The sequence below is a fragment of the Klebsiella sp. K47 genome (assembly GCF_051858335.1).
Classification (GTDB): Bacteria; Pseudomonadota; Gammaproteobacteria; order Enterobacterales; family Enterobacteriaceae; genus Klebsiella; species Klebsiella pneumoniae.
Genome location: NZ_JBPYUI010000009.1, coordinates 11352 through 27559, shown reverse-complemented (window position 1 = coordinate 27559; position 16208 = coordinate 11352). Strand labels below are relative to the sequence as shown.

Here is a 16208-nt window from a genome sequence, read left to right as displayed (position 1 = left end):
ATGAAAAAGACCCTGATCCTGTTGGCGATGGTGGCCGCCCTGATGATCCTGCCATTTTTTATTAACCACGGCGGCGAGTTTGGCGGCTCGGACGGCGAAGCGGAGAGCCAGATCCAGGTGGTGGCGCCGGATTATCAACCCTGGTTCCAGCCGCTATATGAACCGGCGAGCGGCGAGATTGAGAGTCTGCTGTTTACCCTGCAGGGCTCGCTTGGCGCGGCGGTGATTTTTTACATTCTCGGATATGCGAGGGGCAGACAGCGCCGTGATGACCGGGTTTGACCGACTCAGCTACCAGAGCCGCTGGTTGCAGGTGGCGCCAGAGCGGAAGTTTCTGCTCTGGCTACTGCTGATGGCGCTGGCCTTTACGCTGCCGGCGTGGGGCCAGGCGCTGACGCTGGCGCTGACCGCCGCGCTGACCTGCTGGCTGCTGCGGGTCTCATTCTGGCGCTGGTGCCGCTGGATGGCGCTACCCTTTGGCTTTTTGCTGGTCGGCGTGCTGACCATTCTGTTCAGCGTTAGCCGCGACCCGCAGATGCTGTTAGCGAGCTTGCGGCTGGGCGCTTTCTCGATAGGGATTTCCGCTCCGGGGCTGGCCGTGGCCGGGGAGACCTTCTGGCGCAGCCTGGCAGCGATGGCGGCCACGCTCTGGCTGGTGCTTAATCTGCCTTTCCCACAGCTGATTATCTTGCTCAAGCGCGGTCGCGTACCGCGGCTGTTGACGGAGCAGATCCTGCTGACCTGGCGCTTCATTTTTATTCTGTTGGACGAGGCGATGGCGATTCACCGCGCGCAAACCCTGCGTTTTGGCTATGGTAGCGTGCCGCAGGGCTATCGCTCGCTGGCGATGCTGGTGGGACTGCTGTTCACCCGCGTCCTCCTGCGCTATCAGCAGATGAGCACGGCGCTGGATATCAAATTGTACCAGGGTGATTTTCACCTCTAAGGATAAGTATGCTTGCCACAACCGATCTCTGGTTTCGCTATCAGGATGAGCCGGTACTTAAAGGGCTGACGCTGGATTTTTCCCGCCATGCGGTGACCGGCCTGGTGGGGGCCAACGGCTGCGGAAAGTCGACGCTGTTTATGAACCTGAGCGGCCTGCTGCGCCCGCAGCAGGGGGCGGTGCTGTGGCAGGGAGAGGCGCTGAATTACAGCAAGCGCGGTCTGCTGGCGCTGCGCCAGCAGGTGGCGACGGTGTTTCAGGATCCGGACCAGCAAATATTCTATACCGATATCGACAGCGATATCGCTTTTAGTCTGCGTAACCTCGGGGTGGCGGAAGAGGAGATCGCCCGCCGGGTGGATGAGGCGTTGACCCTCGTCGATGCCCAGGGGTTTCGCCAGCAGCCGATCCAGTGCCTCAGCCATGGGCAGAAAAAACGGGTGGCAATCGCCGGGGCGCTGGTGCTGCAGGCGCGCTACCTGCTGCTTGACGAGCCCACCGCGGGCCTCGATCCACGCGGGCGGGCGCAGATGATCGCCATCATCCGCCGCATTGTCGGGCAGGGGCGGCGCGTGGTGATCTCCAGCCACGATATCGATCTGATCTATGAGGTGAGCGACGCCGTTTACGTGCTGCGTCACGGCGAAGTACTGGCCGCGGGGGATCCCGGCGAGGTATTTGCCTGCGCGGAGACGATGGACAGGGCGGGATTGACGCAGCCGTGGCTGGTGAAACTTCATAGCGAACTGGGGCTGCCGCTGTGTAAAACCGAGGCGGAGTTTTTTCAGCGGATGCACAACAACGCGATAGGCGCGATAAAGGAGGCGTCATGACGCTGGCAGTGATGTTGCAGGGCACGGCTTCCGACGTTGGGAAAAGCGTGCTGGTGGCGGGATTGTGCCGCATTTTTCATCAGGATGGGCTGCGTACCGCGCCGTTTAAATCACAGAATATGGCGCTGAACTCCGGCATTACGCCGGATGGCAAAGAGATGGGCCGGGCGCAGATTTTCCAGGCCGAAGCGGCCGGGATTGCGCCGGATGTCCGCATGAATCCGATTTTGCTCAAGCCCACCAGCGACCGTCAGGCGCAGGTGGTCCTGATGGGGCAGGTGGCGACCAGCATGGATGCGGTGAGCTATCACCAGTACAAGCCGCGCCTGCGCGAGCAGATCCTCGCGGTCTACCAGAGCCTGGCCGGAGAGTATGAGGCGCTGGTGCTGGAAGGCGCCGGCAGTCCGGCGGAGATTAACCTGCGCGACCGCGATATCGTCAATATGGGCATGGCCGAGATGGCGCAATGCCCGGTGATCCTGGTGGCCGATATCGACCGCGGCGGGGTGTTTGCCGCGATTTACGGCACGCTGGCGCTGCTGCAGCCTCAGGAGCGGGCGCGGGTGAAAGGGGTGATCATCAATAAATTCCGCGGCGATGTGGCGCTCCTGCGCTCCGGGATAGAGCAAATCGAGGCGTTGACCGGGGTGCCGGTGCTGGGCGTTATGCCATGGCTTGACGTGGATCTTGAGGATGAGGACGGCGTCGCGCTGCAGGCCGGGAAATACCATCGCACCGACCGGCGCGATATCGACATCGCCGTGGTTCACCTGCCGCATATTGCCAATTTTACCGACTTTAACGCCCTGGCGGCACAGCCAGACGTCCGGGTGCGCTATGTCCGCGATCCGCAGGCGCTGGCCGACGCCGACCTGGTCATTCTCCCGGGCAGTAAAAATACCCTCGGCGATCTGTGCTGGCTGCGCGAGAGCGGCATGGCGCACGCGGTCGAGCAGGCCCGGCAGCGCAAGGTGCCGCTGCTGGGGATCTGCGGCGGCTATCAGATGCTGGGCGAAACCATTATCGATGAGGTGGAGTCTGGCCTTGGCGCCCAGCCCGGGCTGGGGGTGCTGAAGACCGTGACCCACTTCGCCCAGCACAAAACCACCACCCAGGTGCAGGCGACCCTGGGGTCTGCGCTCCCGGATTGGTTAGCCGACGCGGCGGGGCTGCGCGTCAGTGGCTACGAAATTCATATGGGCGAGACGCGCCGCGAGGCAGGCTGCCCGCCCCTGCTGCAACTGCATAAAGCGGGGCAGGCAGTAGACGACGGGGCGATAAGCGACGACGGCCTGGCGTTCGGCACCTATCTCCATGGCCTGTTCGACAGCGATGCCTTTACCCGGGCGCTGCTCAACGGCCTGCGCCAGCGCAAAGGGCTGGCGCCGCTGGACAGCGCCCTGGAGTATGCCCGCTATAAAACCCGCCAGTTTGATCGGCTGGCCGAGGCCATGCGCGAACATATCGCCATCGATAAAATTTACGCCATCATGCGCCAACATCAGGAGCCCCTATGCTGACTCTGGTTACCGGCGGCGCGCGCAGCGGCAAAAGTCGCCATGCCGAGGCGCTGATTGCCGATGCGCCGCAGGTGTTATATATCGCCACCTCGCAAATCTTTGACGACGAGATGGCCGCAAGGATCCAGCATCATCGCGACGGCAGGCCCGCCCACTGGCGCACCGCCGAGCGCTGGCAGCAGCTTGATGAACTGATCACCCCGGCTATCGCCCCAGCGGAGGCGATTTTGCTGGAATGCATCACCACCATGGTCACCAACCTGCTGTTCGCGCTCGGCGGCGACAGCGACCCCGACGGCTGGGATTACGCCGCCATGGAACGGGCTATTGATGACGAAATTGGCGTGCTGATTGCCGCCTGTCAGCGCTGTCCGGCGCACGTCGTGCTGGTGACCAACGAGGTGGGGATGGGCATTGTGCCGGAGAACCGCCTGGCGCGGCATTTTCGCGATATTGCCGGGCGGGTTAATCAGCGCCTGGCGGCCGCGGCGGATGCGGTCTGGCTGGTGGTCTCCGGCATCGGCGTCAAAATCAAATAACTCAATCGCTGGCTGACCGGGCCAGCCCTGGCAGGGATTCTGTATGCAAAATTTAAACACGGTTCTGCGGGCGATCCCCGCGCCGGACGCCGACGCCATGGCGCGGGCACAGCAACACATCGACGGCTTACTCAAGCCCCCCGGCAGCCTCGGGCGTCTGGAGGCGCTGGCGGTGCAGCTGGCGGGAATGCCCGGCCTGGGCGGCCAGCCGCAGGTGGCGAAAAAGGCCCTGCTGGTGATGTGCGCCGACCATGGAGTGTGGGACGAAGGGGTGGCGATTTCGCCGAAGGCGGTCACCGCCATCCAGGCGGCAAATATGACCCGCGGCACCACCGGCGTCTGCGTGCTCGCCGCCCAGGCCGGGGCGAAAGTGCATGTAATTGATGTCGGTATCGATAGCGAACCGCTGCCCGGCGTGGTGAATATGCGGGTGGCGCGGGGCTGCGGCAATATTGCCCGCGGTCCGGCGATGAGCCGTGAGCAGGGGCAGGAGCTGTTGCTGGAGGTGATGCGCTACACCCGCGCGCTGGCCCAGGAGGGCGTTACCCTGTTTGGCGTCGGCGAACTGGGGATGGCCAATACCACGCCGGCGGCGGCGATCGTCAGCGTCCTGACCGGCAGCGATGCGCAGGAGGTGGTCGGGATTGGCGCCAATCTGCCGCTGGCGAAGGTTGGCAACAAGGTGGAGGTGGTGCGGCGGGCTATCGCCGTCAATCAGCCCGACCCGAATGATGGCCTCGATGTGCTGAGCAAAGTCGGTGGTTTCGATCTGCTGGGGATGACCGGTGTCATGCTGGGGGCGGCGTCCTGTGGGCTGCCGGTGGTGCTGGATGGCTTTCTCTCCTACGCGGCGGCGCTGGCGGCGTGTCAGATAGCGCCGGAGGTGAAACCGTATCTGATCCCGTCCCACTATTCGGCGGAGAAGGGGGCGCGTATCGCGTTGGCGCACCTGGGTCTCGAACCGTATCTCAATATGGGCATGCGTCTGGGAGAAGGCAGCGGCGCGGCGCTGGCGATGCCGATCGTCGAGGCGGCCTGCGCGATGTACCATCGCATGGGCATGCTGGCGGCAAGCAATATTGTGTTACCGAAGGGGTAAGCAGGAGATGGGGGCGGCAATGGCCGTTCCCGTTTTCGGCAGAGGTTTTGCCGGCGGCAGAAACAAAAAAACACCCTTGAGGGTGTTTCAGGTTGTTGGCAAAAAAGGAAAAAGCGTGGTTTTTCCTCCTTTGTGGTTATCAGCCGAAAATCAATAAATTGATTTTCCTTGTTACTTTTCTGGCGCAATCTGCAAGCTCAATGAAGGTGCGCTACCTGACATAAGTCACGCGCGCTCCTGCTGTTTAAGATGACGCAGCACAATCCGGCCTTCCGCAGAAAATATACCATCAAAGCGTATCCAGCCGGTATCGGGAAGTTGGGCATAAATAAGATAATTGAGATGCCCCGGACGTGGCTGCGGCTGCAACTCCACGCGCAACTGGCTCAGGCGGGGTTCGTAGCGCAGTAACGTCTCTTCTATCTGGTGTATCAAACCATGAATACCCGCGGTCATTCCCTGATGAATCATGCTGAGGTCCGGCAAACCATAATCCGGTAAATGCGCCAGCGTTCCTGCCCGGCAGTTGATGATGCGCTGCATGTTGTCCATAACGGAGAGAATAAGCTGATCCCGCTCGCTGACCTGCTCCAGCGGCAGCTCGCCACTGAAGCTGAAAGTCAGCATTTCAAATAAAGAAGATGCTGCCATCGGTTACTTATCCTGAAGGGGGAGCAGGCGGAGATCGCTTCTCATCAGCTCTATGGTGCGGGGCCTGTCAGCTTCCAGTTCATCCCTTTTGAGTACCAATCGCCAACTGTTGCTTTGTTCATCGGGGTGATAAAACTGACCAACGATGGCGATAAACTGGGTCTCTTTATCCAGAGGGACATTCAGGGAAACCGCACCCGCTGGCTTCATCCAGACGGTATGTTTGGCCAGTACATCTGATTTCAGCGTTTTTTCTTCCTGCATAAGCAGCGTGTCATAGTTGGCCTCGTCAAAACGCTCACGTGTTTTCAGTTGCCAGACATGGATCATCGTGGAAAGCGGTGTGTCTTGCGCATCTGTATTCAGCGCGCTGCGCGATACAAAATCGAGATGCAGCGTTTTGATCTGCTTGTAGAAAATCGCCGATGCCACTTCTTTAGTGCCGTCAGTCACTCTCTGAGTCAGACCGCAGCCGCTCAGCAGCGTCACGGCGGCAAGTACGCTGATTGCATGTCGTTTATAGGGTGTAAGAAACATGAGTAACACTCTCCCTGTCGCGGGTGGATGATGTGGGCATGAGTCCCTGATAACGCCCGAGACTGACCGTGACCGTACCGGCGACTGGGGCAGCAAAAGACGCCCGCAGCACGCCCGTTCGGCTTACCTGAACGCGCTGATTTCCTAACTGTGCCGGAGGCAGCAGACTGACGGGCAAGGTCAGTTGCAGGCGGGCCTGGTAGCGCCAGCCCAGATAGACACGCAACAGCACCAGCAGGTCGGTATGTAGTTGCCCGCCCGGCAGCCAGCCGCGTGCCTCTCCGTCGTCTTCGGTATACAGCTTCATCAGTAACTGGCTGTTAACGTCAGTGCCGGTGTTGCCCAGCAGTGCCCGAGTTTTCAGGCAAATACGTGATCTTTTTGATAAACCCGCAGGTTCAGGCAGGACAATTTGTTGTGGATCGTGCGGGATAACTGTCGCTTGCGTCTGGGGGGCCAGTAATCTGACCAGCGCCGTTATGCCTTCTGCTGTACGCGTCGGCAGACGCATCACGCTGAGTAATGCCAGAAAACGCGAGACCGGCGTGGCGATATGATTTTCGCTGCCGGGAATGCCCAGACCAATCAACCCCAGCAGGCAGCGGGAAATATTATCCACGGCTCCCGGTTCAAACGACGTAAGGTAATTATATTTGCGCCAGATACGATAGTACTGAGTGATAAAGCGATGGTTAAAAATGTCCAGAAACGCCATCATCGCTTCATGGCCGTCCCGGCGCTGCGCGATGTAGTCGAGATAGGCTGTCGGCAGCGGTGAATCCACACCGTACAGCCCCAGAAACGTGGTGCGCACCGTGGGTGGCGCGTCAGGATGATCCAAATCCTGTTCGACGCTTTTTAGTTCGCTTACCGGGAACCCCATCCCCGGATGTGGACGAAAACGGACAGGATCGTCTGCCGGATTGGTTGTGCTCCCCAGCAGTGGCGTCTGTGGTTGGCTTTGTTCAAGAAGCTGGCAGAAACGGTAAAAGTTAATTCGGTTAATGTCCGGAGCAAGCCTTTCCGTCAGCCCGGTACGCGCTGGCTGTGGTGTTCTGTCCATTGCAAACATTTTCCTGTAGGTTGCAGAATCAGCGTCAACTGAGTAAATAAGTGGATGTCGGCATACAGGGCGAAAAAGCGGTGCAGCAGTTCGCCAAACAGGGTGATATCGCCTTCGCCGGCGAAACCGTTGCTGTCCAGCGTGACCTGAATATCCACGCCGCGCAGTAGAAAACCTTTTTCAAAACGCTGAATCAGGTGATGCTGAACGTCAACGATTGCCTCCAGACGGCGTCGGTTCATTTCGCTTTCCGTCCAGTCGTACAGCGCCAGCGTGCCGCGCAAGATTTCGGCGTTGTCCATCATTGACAGGAAGTTGGAGCCTAAGTGGCTGAGAACCCGCCAGTGGAAACGGTCACGCGCCGGGGGATAACAGGGCTGCGTCGGCGCGCACAGGTTGCGCACCCGCAGTGTATGCTGCGTGGCGTAGACGGGGGTGTCCAGCACCGTGCTCTGCAGCGCTTTACGCGGAAGCTGACCGTTGGTGCCGGTCAGGCTCAGGGACAGGGTTTCGTCTTCCAGCAGGCGGTCGATATCGAATGCGTCGCCCCCAAGGATCAGCCAGGTATCATGCAAACCGGAAGGGCCGCGTTTTACCCGCGTATGGTAATAACGTTCCGGCGAATCGTGACGCAACATCCCGCCCCGGTGGCGAAAACTGGAAAAGGGCACATATGCCTGACTGCCGGTGTGTCGCGAAGAAATAATATTATCGACGGAGTAAATTTCCGTATGCCCGTCCTGAATACGCATGGGGCGCAGCAAGTATTCATTTTCCAGCGGAGAAAGATGCAGTGGATCGGCTTCCAGCGGGAACAGGTTGATCACCGGTACGCAGTGCAGGCGGATATTTTCGGTGCTGAACGGCAGATCGTGAGACCAGCTTTCCGCGAGCACCACGTCAATTTCGAATCCACTCATTCCTGCTGGCCAGACCACATTCTCCAGCCCGTTGAGGGCGACAAACATAAACTTCTCGCGGAAGGTGAAATACTCCAGCAGCAGTTGGTAGCCGCTGAAGGCCGATTCGCCTTTTGGCCAGAGCGGATCGTCCTTACCGAACCCCATCGGGGAAAAATAGCCGTCCAGTGTCCGACGTTCCTCCCCCGGCAGGCGAAACCAGATTTGCTGCACCCCCAGCGTCAGCGCCCGGTGTAATGCACAAGCCAGCGGACTGTCCGCATTGAGATAGAGCGGCAGTCTCGATAAATCAATCTGTGACCCGTCGCCAGCCAGCGGGCTGCACTCAAAGCGCAGACGGATAACCGAGCGTCCATCCTGTTCGTACTGTAACGACACCTCTGGTAAAGCCAGCGGAAGCAGGGTGATATCCCGCGTGGCGCTGTAGCAGCAACGTGTCCGGTGTTCGCCGACGGGCCTCGAGAGCACCTGAAAATCACTCAGTGTTTCGCTCTGCTTCATTTGCCGATGATCGGTTAACAGTTCCACCACCGACAGCGACGGGATTGTACGCAGATAATGAGGCCACAGGAGGCTCACCAGCCCCTCAGTCAGTTCAGGTAGATCGTCATCCAGTTTTTCCCGCAGGCGGCCCATCAGGAAGGCGAAACCTTCGAAGAGACGTTCGACATAAGGGTCGCGCGCGCCGGGCTTATCGAGATTGAGCATAGCGGCGCGATCAGGATACGCTTGTGCAAACTCTTTACCCGCTTCACGCAGGTAGCGCATTTCGGCTTCGTAATAGCGTTGGGTCAGGTCGTCCATAAGCAGGAGTTATTCTCCTTTCATTAAAAGTAAATATAGTGCAAGTCTTCAGATGTAAAACCGATGTTGATATTATTTTACGAAAAATATATCGCGAGCAATTATCAATATATAATAATTAAATCATGTTTTTTACGGTTGCGTTTATTTAATTTTTTACTTATTCAGATACTTTCTGTATGAATATGAGGCGGGAAATCTTTCATGCCAGTATCCGGCTTTTTTCACCGAACCCTCTAATACCCAATAATGATATTTATTCCCCGAATACTCCCTACGGATCGGCACCTCATACCTCTTATTATTGAAGATAAAATAGATAAGAAAGAAATCAATAGTTGGCGTTAAGGTCTCTTTGTCAAACTGAGTTTCGAGATATTCAGAGGATAGCTTATCTTTCATTAGTTCCCGAAACTCTTGATTATCCAGATCAGATAATACAGATAACTCTGAAAATCTTTTTTCTGAACCATTAATACCTTTCTTTAGATAAAATATTATCTGATCGCTGTTAAGATCACCAATTGGAACATAGCGGGTATTTATCACATAAAAATCATTGATTTTTATATACTGTGGAGTACTTAACCATTCACTGGCATCAAACCACTTCTTTTTCGACGGCCACTCCGGATCGTTTTCACTCTCCGGTGTCACATGCACCGCCATTCTGTATTGCTGTTGATACATAACATATCCTCCACCACATAAGGCTGTCAGCAAAAGAACAACCAGAAAGTAATATCCCTTCATTTTTAAAGAGTTCACAATGTCCACTCTCCGGGTTGATAGGTCTGTAATCCTTCTTTCAGCCCCTCTGGGCTATCCCCGGTTCCCGGCATACGCCACGCACCATTTGGCGCAATTGGACCAGCACCGCGTTTAGCGTTAGCATCTCTCGCTGTGACATCATCATAGCGTTTTGACATCTCATCATAATTTTCGGGTTTCTGGGGCGGCGTAATATCGACATCACCATTCGCCTTTTTCTTATTATATCCACTCAGGCTTTCCTCGTATTCTTCAATAACATCTTCATAATTTTCTGCTGCACGTATTTCTTTTTCCGTTCCGTAAATCGATGAATAATCCGACCGCATTTCAAACGCTCTGACACTCACGTCCCAGCAATCCGCCATCTTTTGTGCCGGACTGTTTTCCTGTCCGGCATCCATTCCGGTCAGGTCTTTTCCATCAACAGAAATACCGGCCCGGCAGGCATAGGTTGTGACAACGGCATCATAATCAAAGACAGCCTCCTGAACGTCAACGACATCTCTGGATTTAAACTCACCGGTCTTTTCCTTTCCTTTATTTTCATGATGATAATCAAATGATGCAGTGTCGATAATTCCGTGACACAGAATAACCATCTCCTTAATTACTCTGTTCTTGTCTTTTCAGCTGTTCAGGAATTTAATAAATTCAGCCTTGTCTTTCACATAAACCACGCGACCACTTAATTCTTCAACATATTCATTAATTAATTCAATGCCTTTCTCCACATATCCCTGCTGAAACATCAGGAAAATACGCTGTATAGAATAATTATCTTTATTCACTTCAGGAAAAAGCCGTAGCTGTCTTAATCCGCAGTTTACAAAACGATACTGATTCCCCATAGAATCTTTAAATTTCGTCCTTGCGGCCACCACCACAATATAATCCCGGCCAGTAACCCACTGAACATTTTCAACCGGCTCCTGCTCAGCTGTCATCAGTTCAATTTTTCTTTCATTTATCTCCTTTAATGAACCGAAGTTGCCGCCTCTTTTTTCCCAAGAATACGCCAGCTTACCAACTAACACCGTAACCTTCTCCGCCGCATCCGTATAAATTCGCTCCGTTTCCCGGTTCGGATTCGTTTTCCCTTTTCTGAAGGTACTATCACTCAGAATGAATACATAAGGGATACCCTCTAAACCAACGTCATCCTCTTTCGTTAAAAGTTTTATCTGATGGCTGTATTTTTTATTCTGCGGCTTTGTACTTGCTGCGGTAAGATTATTCGTCTTGCCTGATGTGGTATGGTTTTCCGTGCCACCTCATTCATCAAACAAATCCGAAGTGGCAATCACCTGATTGTTCGCGCATTTACACGCCACACGGTCGCCGTTACCGACAAAGAGCGAATCCTCAGACCACCCACGCGCCGTGCCGACAATCCCGAACATCCCTTTGCACTTGTTACACCACGCCCTGTCGCCATTCAGCGCCAGTTTTTTGCCGTCTATGATCGATGACGTAGCGCTTGCCACATAGCCGTATGTCGTTTTATCTCCCAGTCTTGCCAGCCTTCGCGCCATAACTCCTTCCCTCTTAGTCCCCCTAAGCCCTTGATCACAGACAGCAGGTATTAGTCCTTCTGATAAACGCCATCAGTCCTTATGCTGCGTGTCGCACAGTACCGCCGCCCGTGCCGGATCCATTACCACCAGCGTTCCCAGCAGGTTTCCCATTTTCCGGGCAAGCGCCGCTTTGTCCGCGTGGCGGTGCGCCCGCAGGCGCAACAGCTTCAGTTGCCGCGTTTTTACCTCAAACAGCAGTTCCGATTCCCACTGCGTCAGCGTCAGCCCCTGCGCGGTGGATTTGTTCATTTCGTCGCGCATCAGCAAAAAATCGTCATGATAGCCGGGGTCTTCACCCACCGGCGAATCCTCCGTCACCGGCAGCAGCCAGCTCTGCCACAGTGCAGCCTGCTCCTGTGCGACGGCCGTCGCATCCCGGTCAGAGAAACAATTCCGGGTTAACTGTTGCAGTAACTCACTCATCTGCGTTGTCCCTGTATTCTTCTGCATCACTTATGGCTTTCCCGGTCAGAAACACCTGTCCCGGCAGGCGGAAGTTTTTCAACGCCAGCAGCGCCAACGGCCCTTTACCCTGTTCGACGCGCATCAGGTAATGCAGCGGCAGACCGTCCGGCGCTTGCCACTGCAGCATAAAGCTGCTGCTGTCCAGCTGTGTGACCTGCGCCTGTTCCAGCAGACGAATAAAGCTCCAGCTTCCCCGGAAGTCGGCCAGAATACGTTCCATATTCTGCGTACTGGTCCAGCTCAGCGATGCGCCGGGCTGCCACTGCTCATCCGGCCAGCTGAAACGCTGCCAGCGTTCTTTCTGGTTGAAATATTCCAGTTGCTGGCCGTCAATCACCAGATGCGTTTTCATCACGTCACGTGCCGGTTTTGCCATCAGTTCAAAATGTACCCCGGCATCGCCGCTGGCAAAGGCTGTGTCGGCCACATCGCGCAGGCGATTCAGGGCGCGTAAAAACGCCGGGTTGACCGTCAGTCCCTGCGTGTTCATGGTGTCAGCCACCCAATAACGACCTTCGCGTTCCAGAACGCCTGCAAGGTTGGTAGCGATAAACTGACTTATACGTCCGTCATCGCGCAGATATTTAGCCAGCAGGGGGAGAGAGGCGTCGTTCGGAGTGTTCTTAAACGGATAACGCCCGGCGAAATCCTGATTCCAGTGGCTGACAATGGCCCGCTGCCACTGCCGGTTCAGACTGTCCGCTGCGGGCGTCAGCACCTGCCGCCACGCCTGCTCCACCGGACGAACAAACAGCGACTGGCCGAAGCCGCTCCATTCCTCGCCCAGACTGGCGGCTATCAGACGGCCATAATCTCGGGTATCGGTGAGGTCGACGGTTTTGCCCTGCAATACCGTCTGCGCCAGCTGCTGCGTCATCTCCTGCGGGTCCGGGGCGTTGGTGACCTGTTGCAGCTTGAGGCGCACGCGGGTCACGCGGGTGAGGTAAGTTTGCAGACTGAGCTGGCTGTCGCCAGTGCCTCCGGCTTTATCACCGGTCAGCCGCAGCAGCGGGGCAAAGGTTTTGTCCATCGGTCCCGTTGGTGCTTCTTCTTCACGGGCGGCACGGGTGTTCTGCGGTGTTTTTTCTTTACCGCTAAACAACTCTTTTGCTGATTGTGTCAGCGAGTCTGACAGACTACGGCTTTCCCTTCCTGCCGCCGCCTGCCATGCCACCGTATCCGTGAGCGCAATCAGCGGCGACTGGCGGGCATCGGCCATCAGCGTCAGTTGGTCCAGCACGCCGGACAGCGAGTCCTCTTTCTTCCAGCGAATGCTATTGAGGAATGTCAGCCAGCTTCCGGCGAAGTCGGTGAAGTAACGTTCCATCAGGCGGGTACGCAGGGCTTCCGGCGAAATATCGGCGGAAGCGTCCTGTTGACGGTCGCTGAGTACCCAGTCGATTTCCTCACGTCGGGCCGTCGCCACCTGCTCTATGGCCTCCTTAACCTGACCTTCCCATGCCTGGCGGGTGAACATTCCCGGCACCGTTTGCTCAGTACCAAACAACGAGCCGGCCTGCGTGTCGCCGGTCATATCCGCCAGCGTCATATCGGCGTAGTTGCGGCAGACCTGTTTCAGGACGTTCTGATAGAGGGTATTTTCCGCATTGCGCACCCCAATCTGGCGCAGCAGAATTTTGCGTACCGCGCCGACCAGTTCCGGCTGCGGGGCGATTTTCCACTGTGGATGCTCCGGCAGATTCGCCATCCAGAAGGTCAGCAGCGACGGCAGCACGCTTTGCCGGGTACCTTCCGTTACATCTGCATAGCGCAGGTTATCTGCCTTCAGCGTGGTACTGAAAAAGGCGGCGTCGGCTTTTTCGGGACGGGACGTCATCAGCAGCGCCTTCAGTTGCTTATAACGCAGTTCTCCCGTTGCGGTGCGTTGCGGACTGTTCGGAGACAGGGCGACAAAGGCGTTCAGTTGCTGCTGCAGGTGGGCGACCGCTACATCGCGTACCAGTCGGTTTGCCGCCTGCGCATAGCCGGGGAACGCCGTGTTCAGCAACTGAGCATTACGCTCCAGACCGAAACGCTGATACCACGGCGTACCGTGGCGGATACGATACTGCAGACGCTCGAGCTCGCCCTGCAAGGTGTGCAGCGCAACCAGTTGCTCTGCCAGCGGCAGTCGGGTATTGATGGCCCGCGCTGTGTGCGTCCCGGTTTCCTGAATCAGGGCGCGGTTGGCAAAGAACGAGGTCATCATTCCGGTCCACCATATCGCCAGCACGCAGAAGCAGGCCATCAGCGCGGTGCGCAGCCACGGAAAGCCCACGGTGCGGCCTTTTGCATTGTCGCCAGTAACGCCCGCCCACACCAGCGATGACAGCCACGCGTGGGGAGCCGCTTCCGGCACGGCGGCCAGTGGAGGGCTGAACATCAGGCCGCGCAGGTGCAGAGAAGGGAATGCGCCGCCTGCCAGCAAGGGCTTCAGGACGGTTTGCCAGTGAGCGATGCCGCGCTCTGTAAGTGTGTGGGCAAGACGCAACAGAAAATCGTGCCGGTTATTGGTCAGCAACTGCGACATTCCCTGTTCCGTCAGTTGCGGGGTCTGTGCTTCCAGTTGTGTAGCCAGTTGTTCCGGTGTGCTTCGCTCCGGCAGCAGGCAGCCGACGCTTTGTAGTGTGCGCCCGGCCTGATAACCTCCGTCATCACAGACCTGCCACAGATACAGCGGAGCCTGAAAGCCAAGCAATTTTCCACCATTACCCAGTTCGCGCCAGCCCTTATCCAGTTGCGCCGTCTGGGAACTCTGTTTCTCCGTCAGCGGCCAGATAATACCGTCCAGCGGGCGGAAGCGGCGCAGTTTTTTCAGGGAGGCCAGCAGGGTGGTATCCGGCTCTGCCGACGCCTTGCCGCCATATATCAACACCGTATGGTCGCCTTCCTGCCAGCGCTGCTCTGTCAGCCCCGGCGCGATGGCTTCCACCTGCTCAGGCTCGCCCGTCACCAGCAGCAGACGGACCTGACGCTGCCAGAACAGACCGTAACGGTCGCGAAGATGAAAAAATAGTTCAGAATACAAAGATGTTCTTTGCCCAGGTTCATAACGAATTTCTTTTTCCGGGTATTCCCCCTGTTCCTCAGACTGCCGCCGTTCCCTGCGAACCCTGTATAAACGGGAAAAATACCAGGATGCCCGCAGAAAAATAAACGACATTATGCCAGCCAGCCATATATAAAACTTATTTTTATCCCCGGTTAATCCAAAAAGATCACCAAAACGCCAGATAATAAAACCCAATACAGCCGCAAAAAGCAGGAGCAGCAATACGTCTGCAATAATCGTTAACTTATTGTTTGCAGATTTCATGAAGCCTCCACCGGGTGGACAGTAGTAATTATCCAGTCGTCTTCATATCTGGCCATCATCAGATAATCTGATTTTTGATAAGACGCCGCCGAGACTGCTAACGCCGCAGTTAACCAGACCGAATTCAATCCGGGTAGACCACTGAGGCTTTCCATTACGTGGATATTATCAACTTGTAATTTCCCTTCTTTTTCGTTGAAGCATTGAAGAATACTACCGCTGACGGGTAACAGACCAGCGCAGTCCCCTGTCAGTCCTGTGGCATTTCTGGCTATTTTTTGCGTATCAATAAAAATATCCAGATCTTTATCAAAACGATCGGCTACCACAACCATCGGACGAAAAATTCTGGCTTTTTCATCCAGTTGATATTTTTTTACTACATCATCTGCTGCGAATAAAAAGGAAACTATGCCATCTGAATAATTTTCTTTGCCGTTAAGCTGTAAAACCAGAACAATATATATTTTTTCTTCTGTCACTTTCAGCCAGGCGTCAAGTTGTTCAAATAAAAGAGAAGGAACAAGACGGATAGATCCGGACGGCAACATGATGTTCATCTCCGCCAGCACTCTGGAAAAATCGGCCTCCATACGGGTATATTCTCTTTCATTACAGTCCGTAAGGATAATAAACTCTTTTGCAATCCGAACGGGAAGATTAAAAATATCATTTTCATTAATAAGAAGAGTAAAGAAAGAAAACCAGTCATTAGTTTCCCATCTAAAATAATCAATCCTCACGGCTAGACCATACATTACCTCTGATTGATTATCTGATAGTGACGATCCATCCACTTCACCGGGAAGGAAAAGTTTACTGCCCAGTACAGAGACATAACGGCCTCCCCATTTTTCCCATTCTGTGTTGATATTATTGATGTTATGCATTATTACCGTATAATTTTGCATGGCTCTGGCATAAAAATATATTTGTAAACAGAAGAGGAAAAGACACAGGGTTAGAGGAGAAAACAAGATTAATAAAGTAACATTATCTCTAATGATTTCATCACGAAAGAGATAAAAGAGTAGCAATAAAAACGCACTAAGAATAAGGAAGGTGAGAAGCCATTTATAAAGAGGTATTTTCAGTGGCCTATCTGGCTCTTCAATATGTTTTCTTTTCCATGCCATAAAGTTTATCCATTTAATAAAAATAAGTCAT

General features: G+C 55.3%; 17 protein-coding genes and 1 pseudogene. 7 read left to right on the top strand and 11 right to left on the bottom strand.

Annotation, left to right across the window (positions count from 1 at the left end; genetic code table 11):
• The 7 genes from RRF55_RS10640 to RRF55_RS10610 are packed head-to-tail and all read left to right on the top strand — an operon-like array spanning window position 1 to window position 5094.
• Entirely contained in the window at window positions 1-282 is a 282-nt protein-coding gene (locus RRF55_RS10640; protein ID WP_002915619.1) for an energy-coupling factor ABC transporter substrate-binding protein, read from the top strand.
• Complete coding sequence (locus RRF55_RS10635; protein ID WP_002915616.1) at window positions 269-946, top strand: energy-coupling factor ABC transporter transmembrane protein; 678 nt, start codon at window positions 269-271, stop codon at window positions 944-946. Before RRF55_RS10640 ends, RRF55_RS10635 begins: the two co-directional genes overlap by 14 nt.
• A gap of 8 nt (window positions 947-954) precedes the next feature.
• Window positions 955-1779: an energy-coupling factor ABC transporter ATP-binding protein gene (locus tag RRF55_RS10630; RefSeq protein WP_002915614.1), complete on the top strand. Its 825-nt coding sequence runs from the start codon at window positions 955-957 to the stop codon at window positions 1777-1779.
• Window positions 1776-3299: a cobyric acid synthase gene (locus tag RRF55_RS10625; protein ID WP_004174595.1), complete on the top strand. Its 1524-nt coding sequence runs from the start codon at window positions 1776-1778 to the stop codon at window positions 3297-3299. The genes RRF55_RS10630 and RRF55_RS10625 overlap by 4 nt, the downstream gene beginning before the upstream one ends.
• Window positions 3293-3838, top strand: a complete 546-nt coding sequence (cobU, locus tag RRF55_RS10620) for a bifunctional adenosylcobinamide kinase/adenosylcobinamide-phosphate guanylyltransferase (RefSeq protein ID WP_002915611.1) — start codon at window positions 3293-3295, stop codon at window positions 3836-3838. The genes RRF55_RS10625 and cobU overlap by 7 nt, the downstream gene beginning before the upstream one ends.
• Window positions 3839-3881: 43 nt before the next feature.
• The gene (gene cobT, locus RRF55_RS10615; protein ID WP_004143920.1) at window positions 3882-4937 is read left to right on the top strand and encodes a nicotinate-nucleotide--dimethylbenzimidazole phosphoribosyltransferase; all 1056 of its coding nucleotides are present in this window, start codon (window positions 3882-3884) and stop codon (window positions 4935-4937) included.
• A gap of 19 nt (window positions 4938-4956) precedes the next feature.
• The gene (locus RRF55_RS10610; protein ID WP_153582952.1) at window positions 4957-5094 is read left to right on the top strand and encodes a hypothetical protein; all 138 of its coding nucleotides are present in this window, start codon (window positions 4957-4959) and stop codon (window positions 5092-5094) included.
• Window positions 5095-5162: 68 nt separating this feature from the next.
• Here the strand turns inward: RRF55_RS10610 and tssE are convergent, their stop codons facing one another.
• The 11 genes and pseudogenes from tssE to RRF55_RS10555 form a co-directional block, all read right to left on the bottom strand.
• Window positions 5163-5588 carry a type VI secretion system baseplate subunit TssE gene (tssE, locus tag RRF55_RS10605; RefSeq protein WP_004181152.1) on the bottom strand — a complete coding sequence of 142 codons (426 nt, stop codon included), beginning with the start codon at window positions 5586-5588 and terminating at the stop codon, window positions 5163-5165.
• A gap of 3 nt (window positions 5589-5591) precedes the next feature.
• Window positions 5592-6125 carry a type VI secretion system lipoprotein TssJ gene (gene tssJ, locus RRF55_RS10600; RefSeq protein WP_032104130.1) on the bottom strand — a complete coding sequence of 178 codons (534 nt, stop codon included), beginning with the start codon at window positions 6123-6125 and terminating at the stop codon, window positions 5592-5594.
• Window positions 6106-7188 carry a type VI secretion system baseplate subunit TssG gene (gene tssG / locus RRF55_RS10595; RefSeq protein WP_004181150.1) on the bottom strand — a complete coding sequence of 361 codons (1083 nt, stop codon included), beginning with the start codon at window positions 7186-7188 and terminating at the stop codon, window positions 6106-6108. The genes tssJ and tssG overlap by 20 nt, the downstream gene beginning before the upstream one ends.
• Window positions 7152-8912 (bottom strand): type VI secretion system baseplate subunit TssF, encoded by a 1761-nt coding sequence (gene tssF, locus RRF55_RS10590; RefSeq protein ID WP_009485639.1) that lies wholly within the window; start codon window positions 8910-8912, stop codon window positions 7152-7154. The genes tssG and tssF overlap by 37 nt, the downstream gene beginning before the upstream one ends.
• A gap of 156 nt (window positions 8913-9068) precedes the next feature.
• On the bottom strand, window positions 9069-9680 hold the full coding sequence (locus RRF55_RS10585) for a hypothetical protein (RefSeq protein ID WP_223371287.1): 612 nt from the start codon (window positions 9678-9680) through the stop codon (window positions 9069-9071).
• Window positions 9677-10285, bottom strand: a complete 609-nt coding sequence (locus tag RRF55_RS10580; protein ID WP_223371288.1) for a hypothetical protein — start codon at window positions 10283-10285, stop codon at window positions 9677-9679. The genes RRF55_RS10585 and RRF55_RS10580 overlap by 4 nt, the downstream gene beginning before the upstream one ends.
• Before the next feature lie 27 nt (window positions 10286-10312).
• Window positions 10313-10720, bottom strand: coding sequence for a hypothetical protein (locus RRF55_RS10575; RefSeq protein WP_223371290.1), 408 nt, complete (start codon window positions 10718-10720; stop codon window positions 10313-10315).
• 237 nt (window positions 10721-10957) lie between these two features.
• Window positions 10958-11218, bottom strand: a complete 261-nt coding sequence (locus tag RRF55_RS10570) for a PAAR domain-containing protein (protein WP_009485635.1) — start codon at window positions 11216-11218, stop codon at window positions 10958-10960.
• Between the two features lie 72 nt (window positions 11219-11290).
• Window positions 11291-11497: pseudogene (locus RRF55_RS10565) on the bottom strand (ImpA domain protein); the annotation flags it as partial.
• A 178-nt stretch (window positions 11498-11675) separates the two neighbouring features.
• Entirely contained in the window at window positions 11676-15041 is a 3366-nt protein-coding gene (locus RRF55_RS10560; protein WP_064153076.1) for an ImcF-related family protein, read from the bottom strand.
• The gene (locus RRF55_RS10555; protein WP_064153077.1) at window positions 15038-16177 is read right to left on the bottom strand and encodes a hypothetical protein; all 1140 of its coding nucleotides are present in this window, start codon (window positions 16175-16177) and stop codon (window positions 15038-15040) included. The genes RRF55_RS10560 and RRF55_RS10555 overlap by 4 nt, the downstream gene beginning before the upstream one ends.
• Window positions 16178-16208: the final 31 nt, after the last annotated feature.

Coding starts and splice junctions, on each gene's coding strand:
- tssE (WP_004181152.1), bottom strand. CDS start 5,588: ATGGCAGCATCTTCTTTATTTGAAATGCTGACTTTCAGCTTCAGTGGC.
- RRF55_RS10560 (WP_064153076.1), bottom strand. CDS start 15,041: ATGAAATCTGCAAACAATAAGTTAACGATTATTGCAGACGTATTGCTG.
- cobU (WP_002915611.1), top strand. CDS start 3,293: ATGCTGACTCTGGTTACCGGCGGCGCGCGCAGCGGCAAAAGTCGCCAT.
- tssF (WP_009485639.1), bottom strand. CDS start 8,912: ATGGACGACCTGACCCAACGCTATTACGAAGCCGAAATGCGCTACCTG.
- RRF55_RS10625 (WP_004174595.1), top strand. CDS start 1,776: ATGACGCTGGCAGTGATGTTGCAGGGCACGGCTTCCGACGTTGGGAAA.
- tssJ (WP_032104130.1), bottom strand. CDS start 6,125: ATGTTTCTTACACCCTATAAACGACATGCAATCAGCGTACTTGCCGCC.
- cobT (WP_004143920.1), top strand. CDS start 3,882: ATGCAAAATTTAAACACGGTTCTGCGGGCGATCCCCGCGCCGGACGCC.
- RRF55_RS10610 (WP_153582952.1), top strand. CDS start 4,957: ATGGCCGTTCCCGTTTTCGGCAGAGGTTTTGCCGGCGGCAGAAACAAA.
- RRF55_RS10580 (WP_223371288.1), bottom strand. CDS start 10,285: ATGGTTATTCTGTGTCACGGAATTATCGACACTGCATCATTTGATTAT.
- RRF55_RS10630 (WP_002915614.1), top strand. CDS start 955: ATGCTTGCCACAACCGATCTCTGGTTTCGCTATCAGGATGAGCCGGTA.
- RRF55_RS10635 (WP_002915616.1), top strand. CDS start 269: ATGACCGGGTTTGACCGACTCAGCTACCAGAGCCGCTGGTTGCAGGTG.
- tssG (WP_004181150.1), bottom strand. CDS start 7,188: ATGGACAGAACACCACAGCCAGCGCGTACCGGGCTGACGGAAAGGCTT.
- RRF55_RS10570 (WP_009485635.1), bottom strand. CDS start 11,218: ATGGCGCGAAGGCTGGCAAGACTGGGAGATAAAACGACATACGGCTAT.
- RRF55_RS10640 (WP_002915619.1), top strand. CDS start 1: ATGAAAAAGACCCTGATCCTGTTGGCGATGGTGGCCGCCCTGATGATC.
- RRF55_RS10555 (WP_064153077.1), bottom strand. CDS start 16,177: ATGGCATGGAAAAGAAAACATATTGAAGAGCCAGATAGGCCACTGAAA.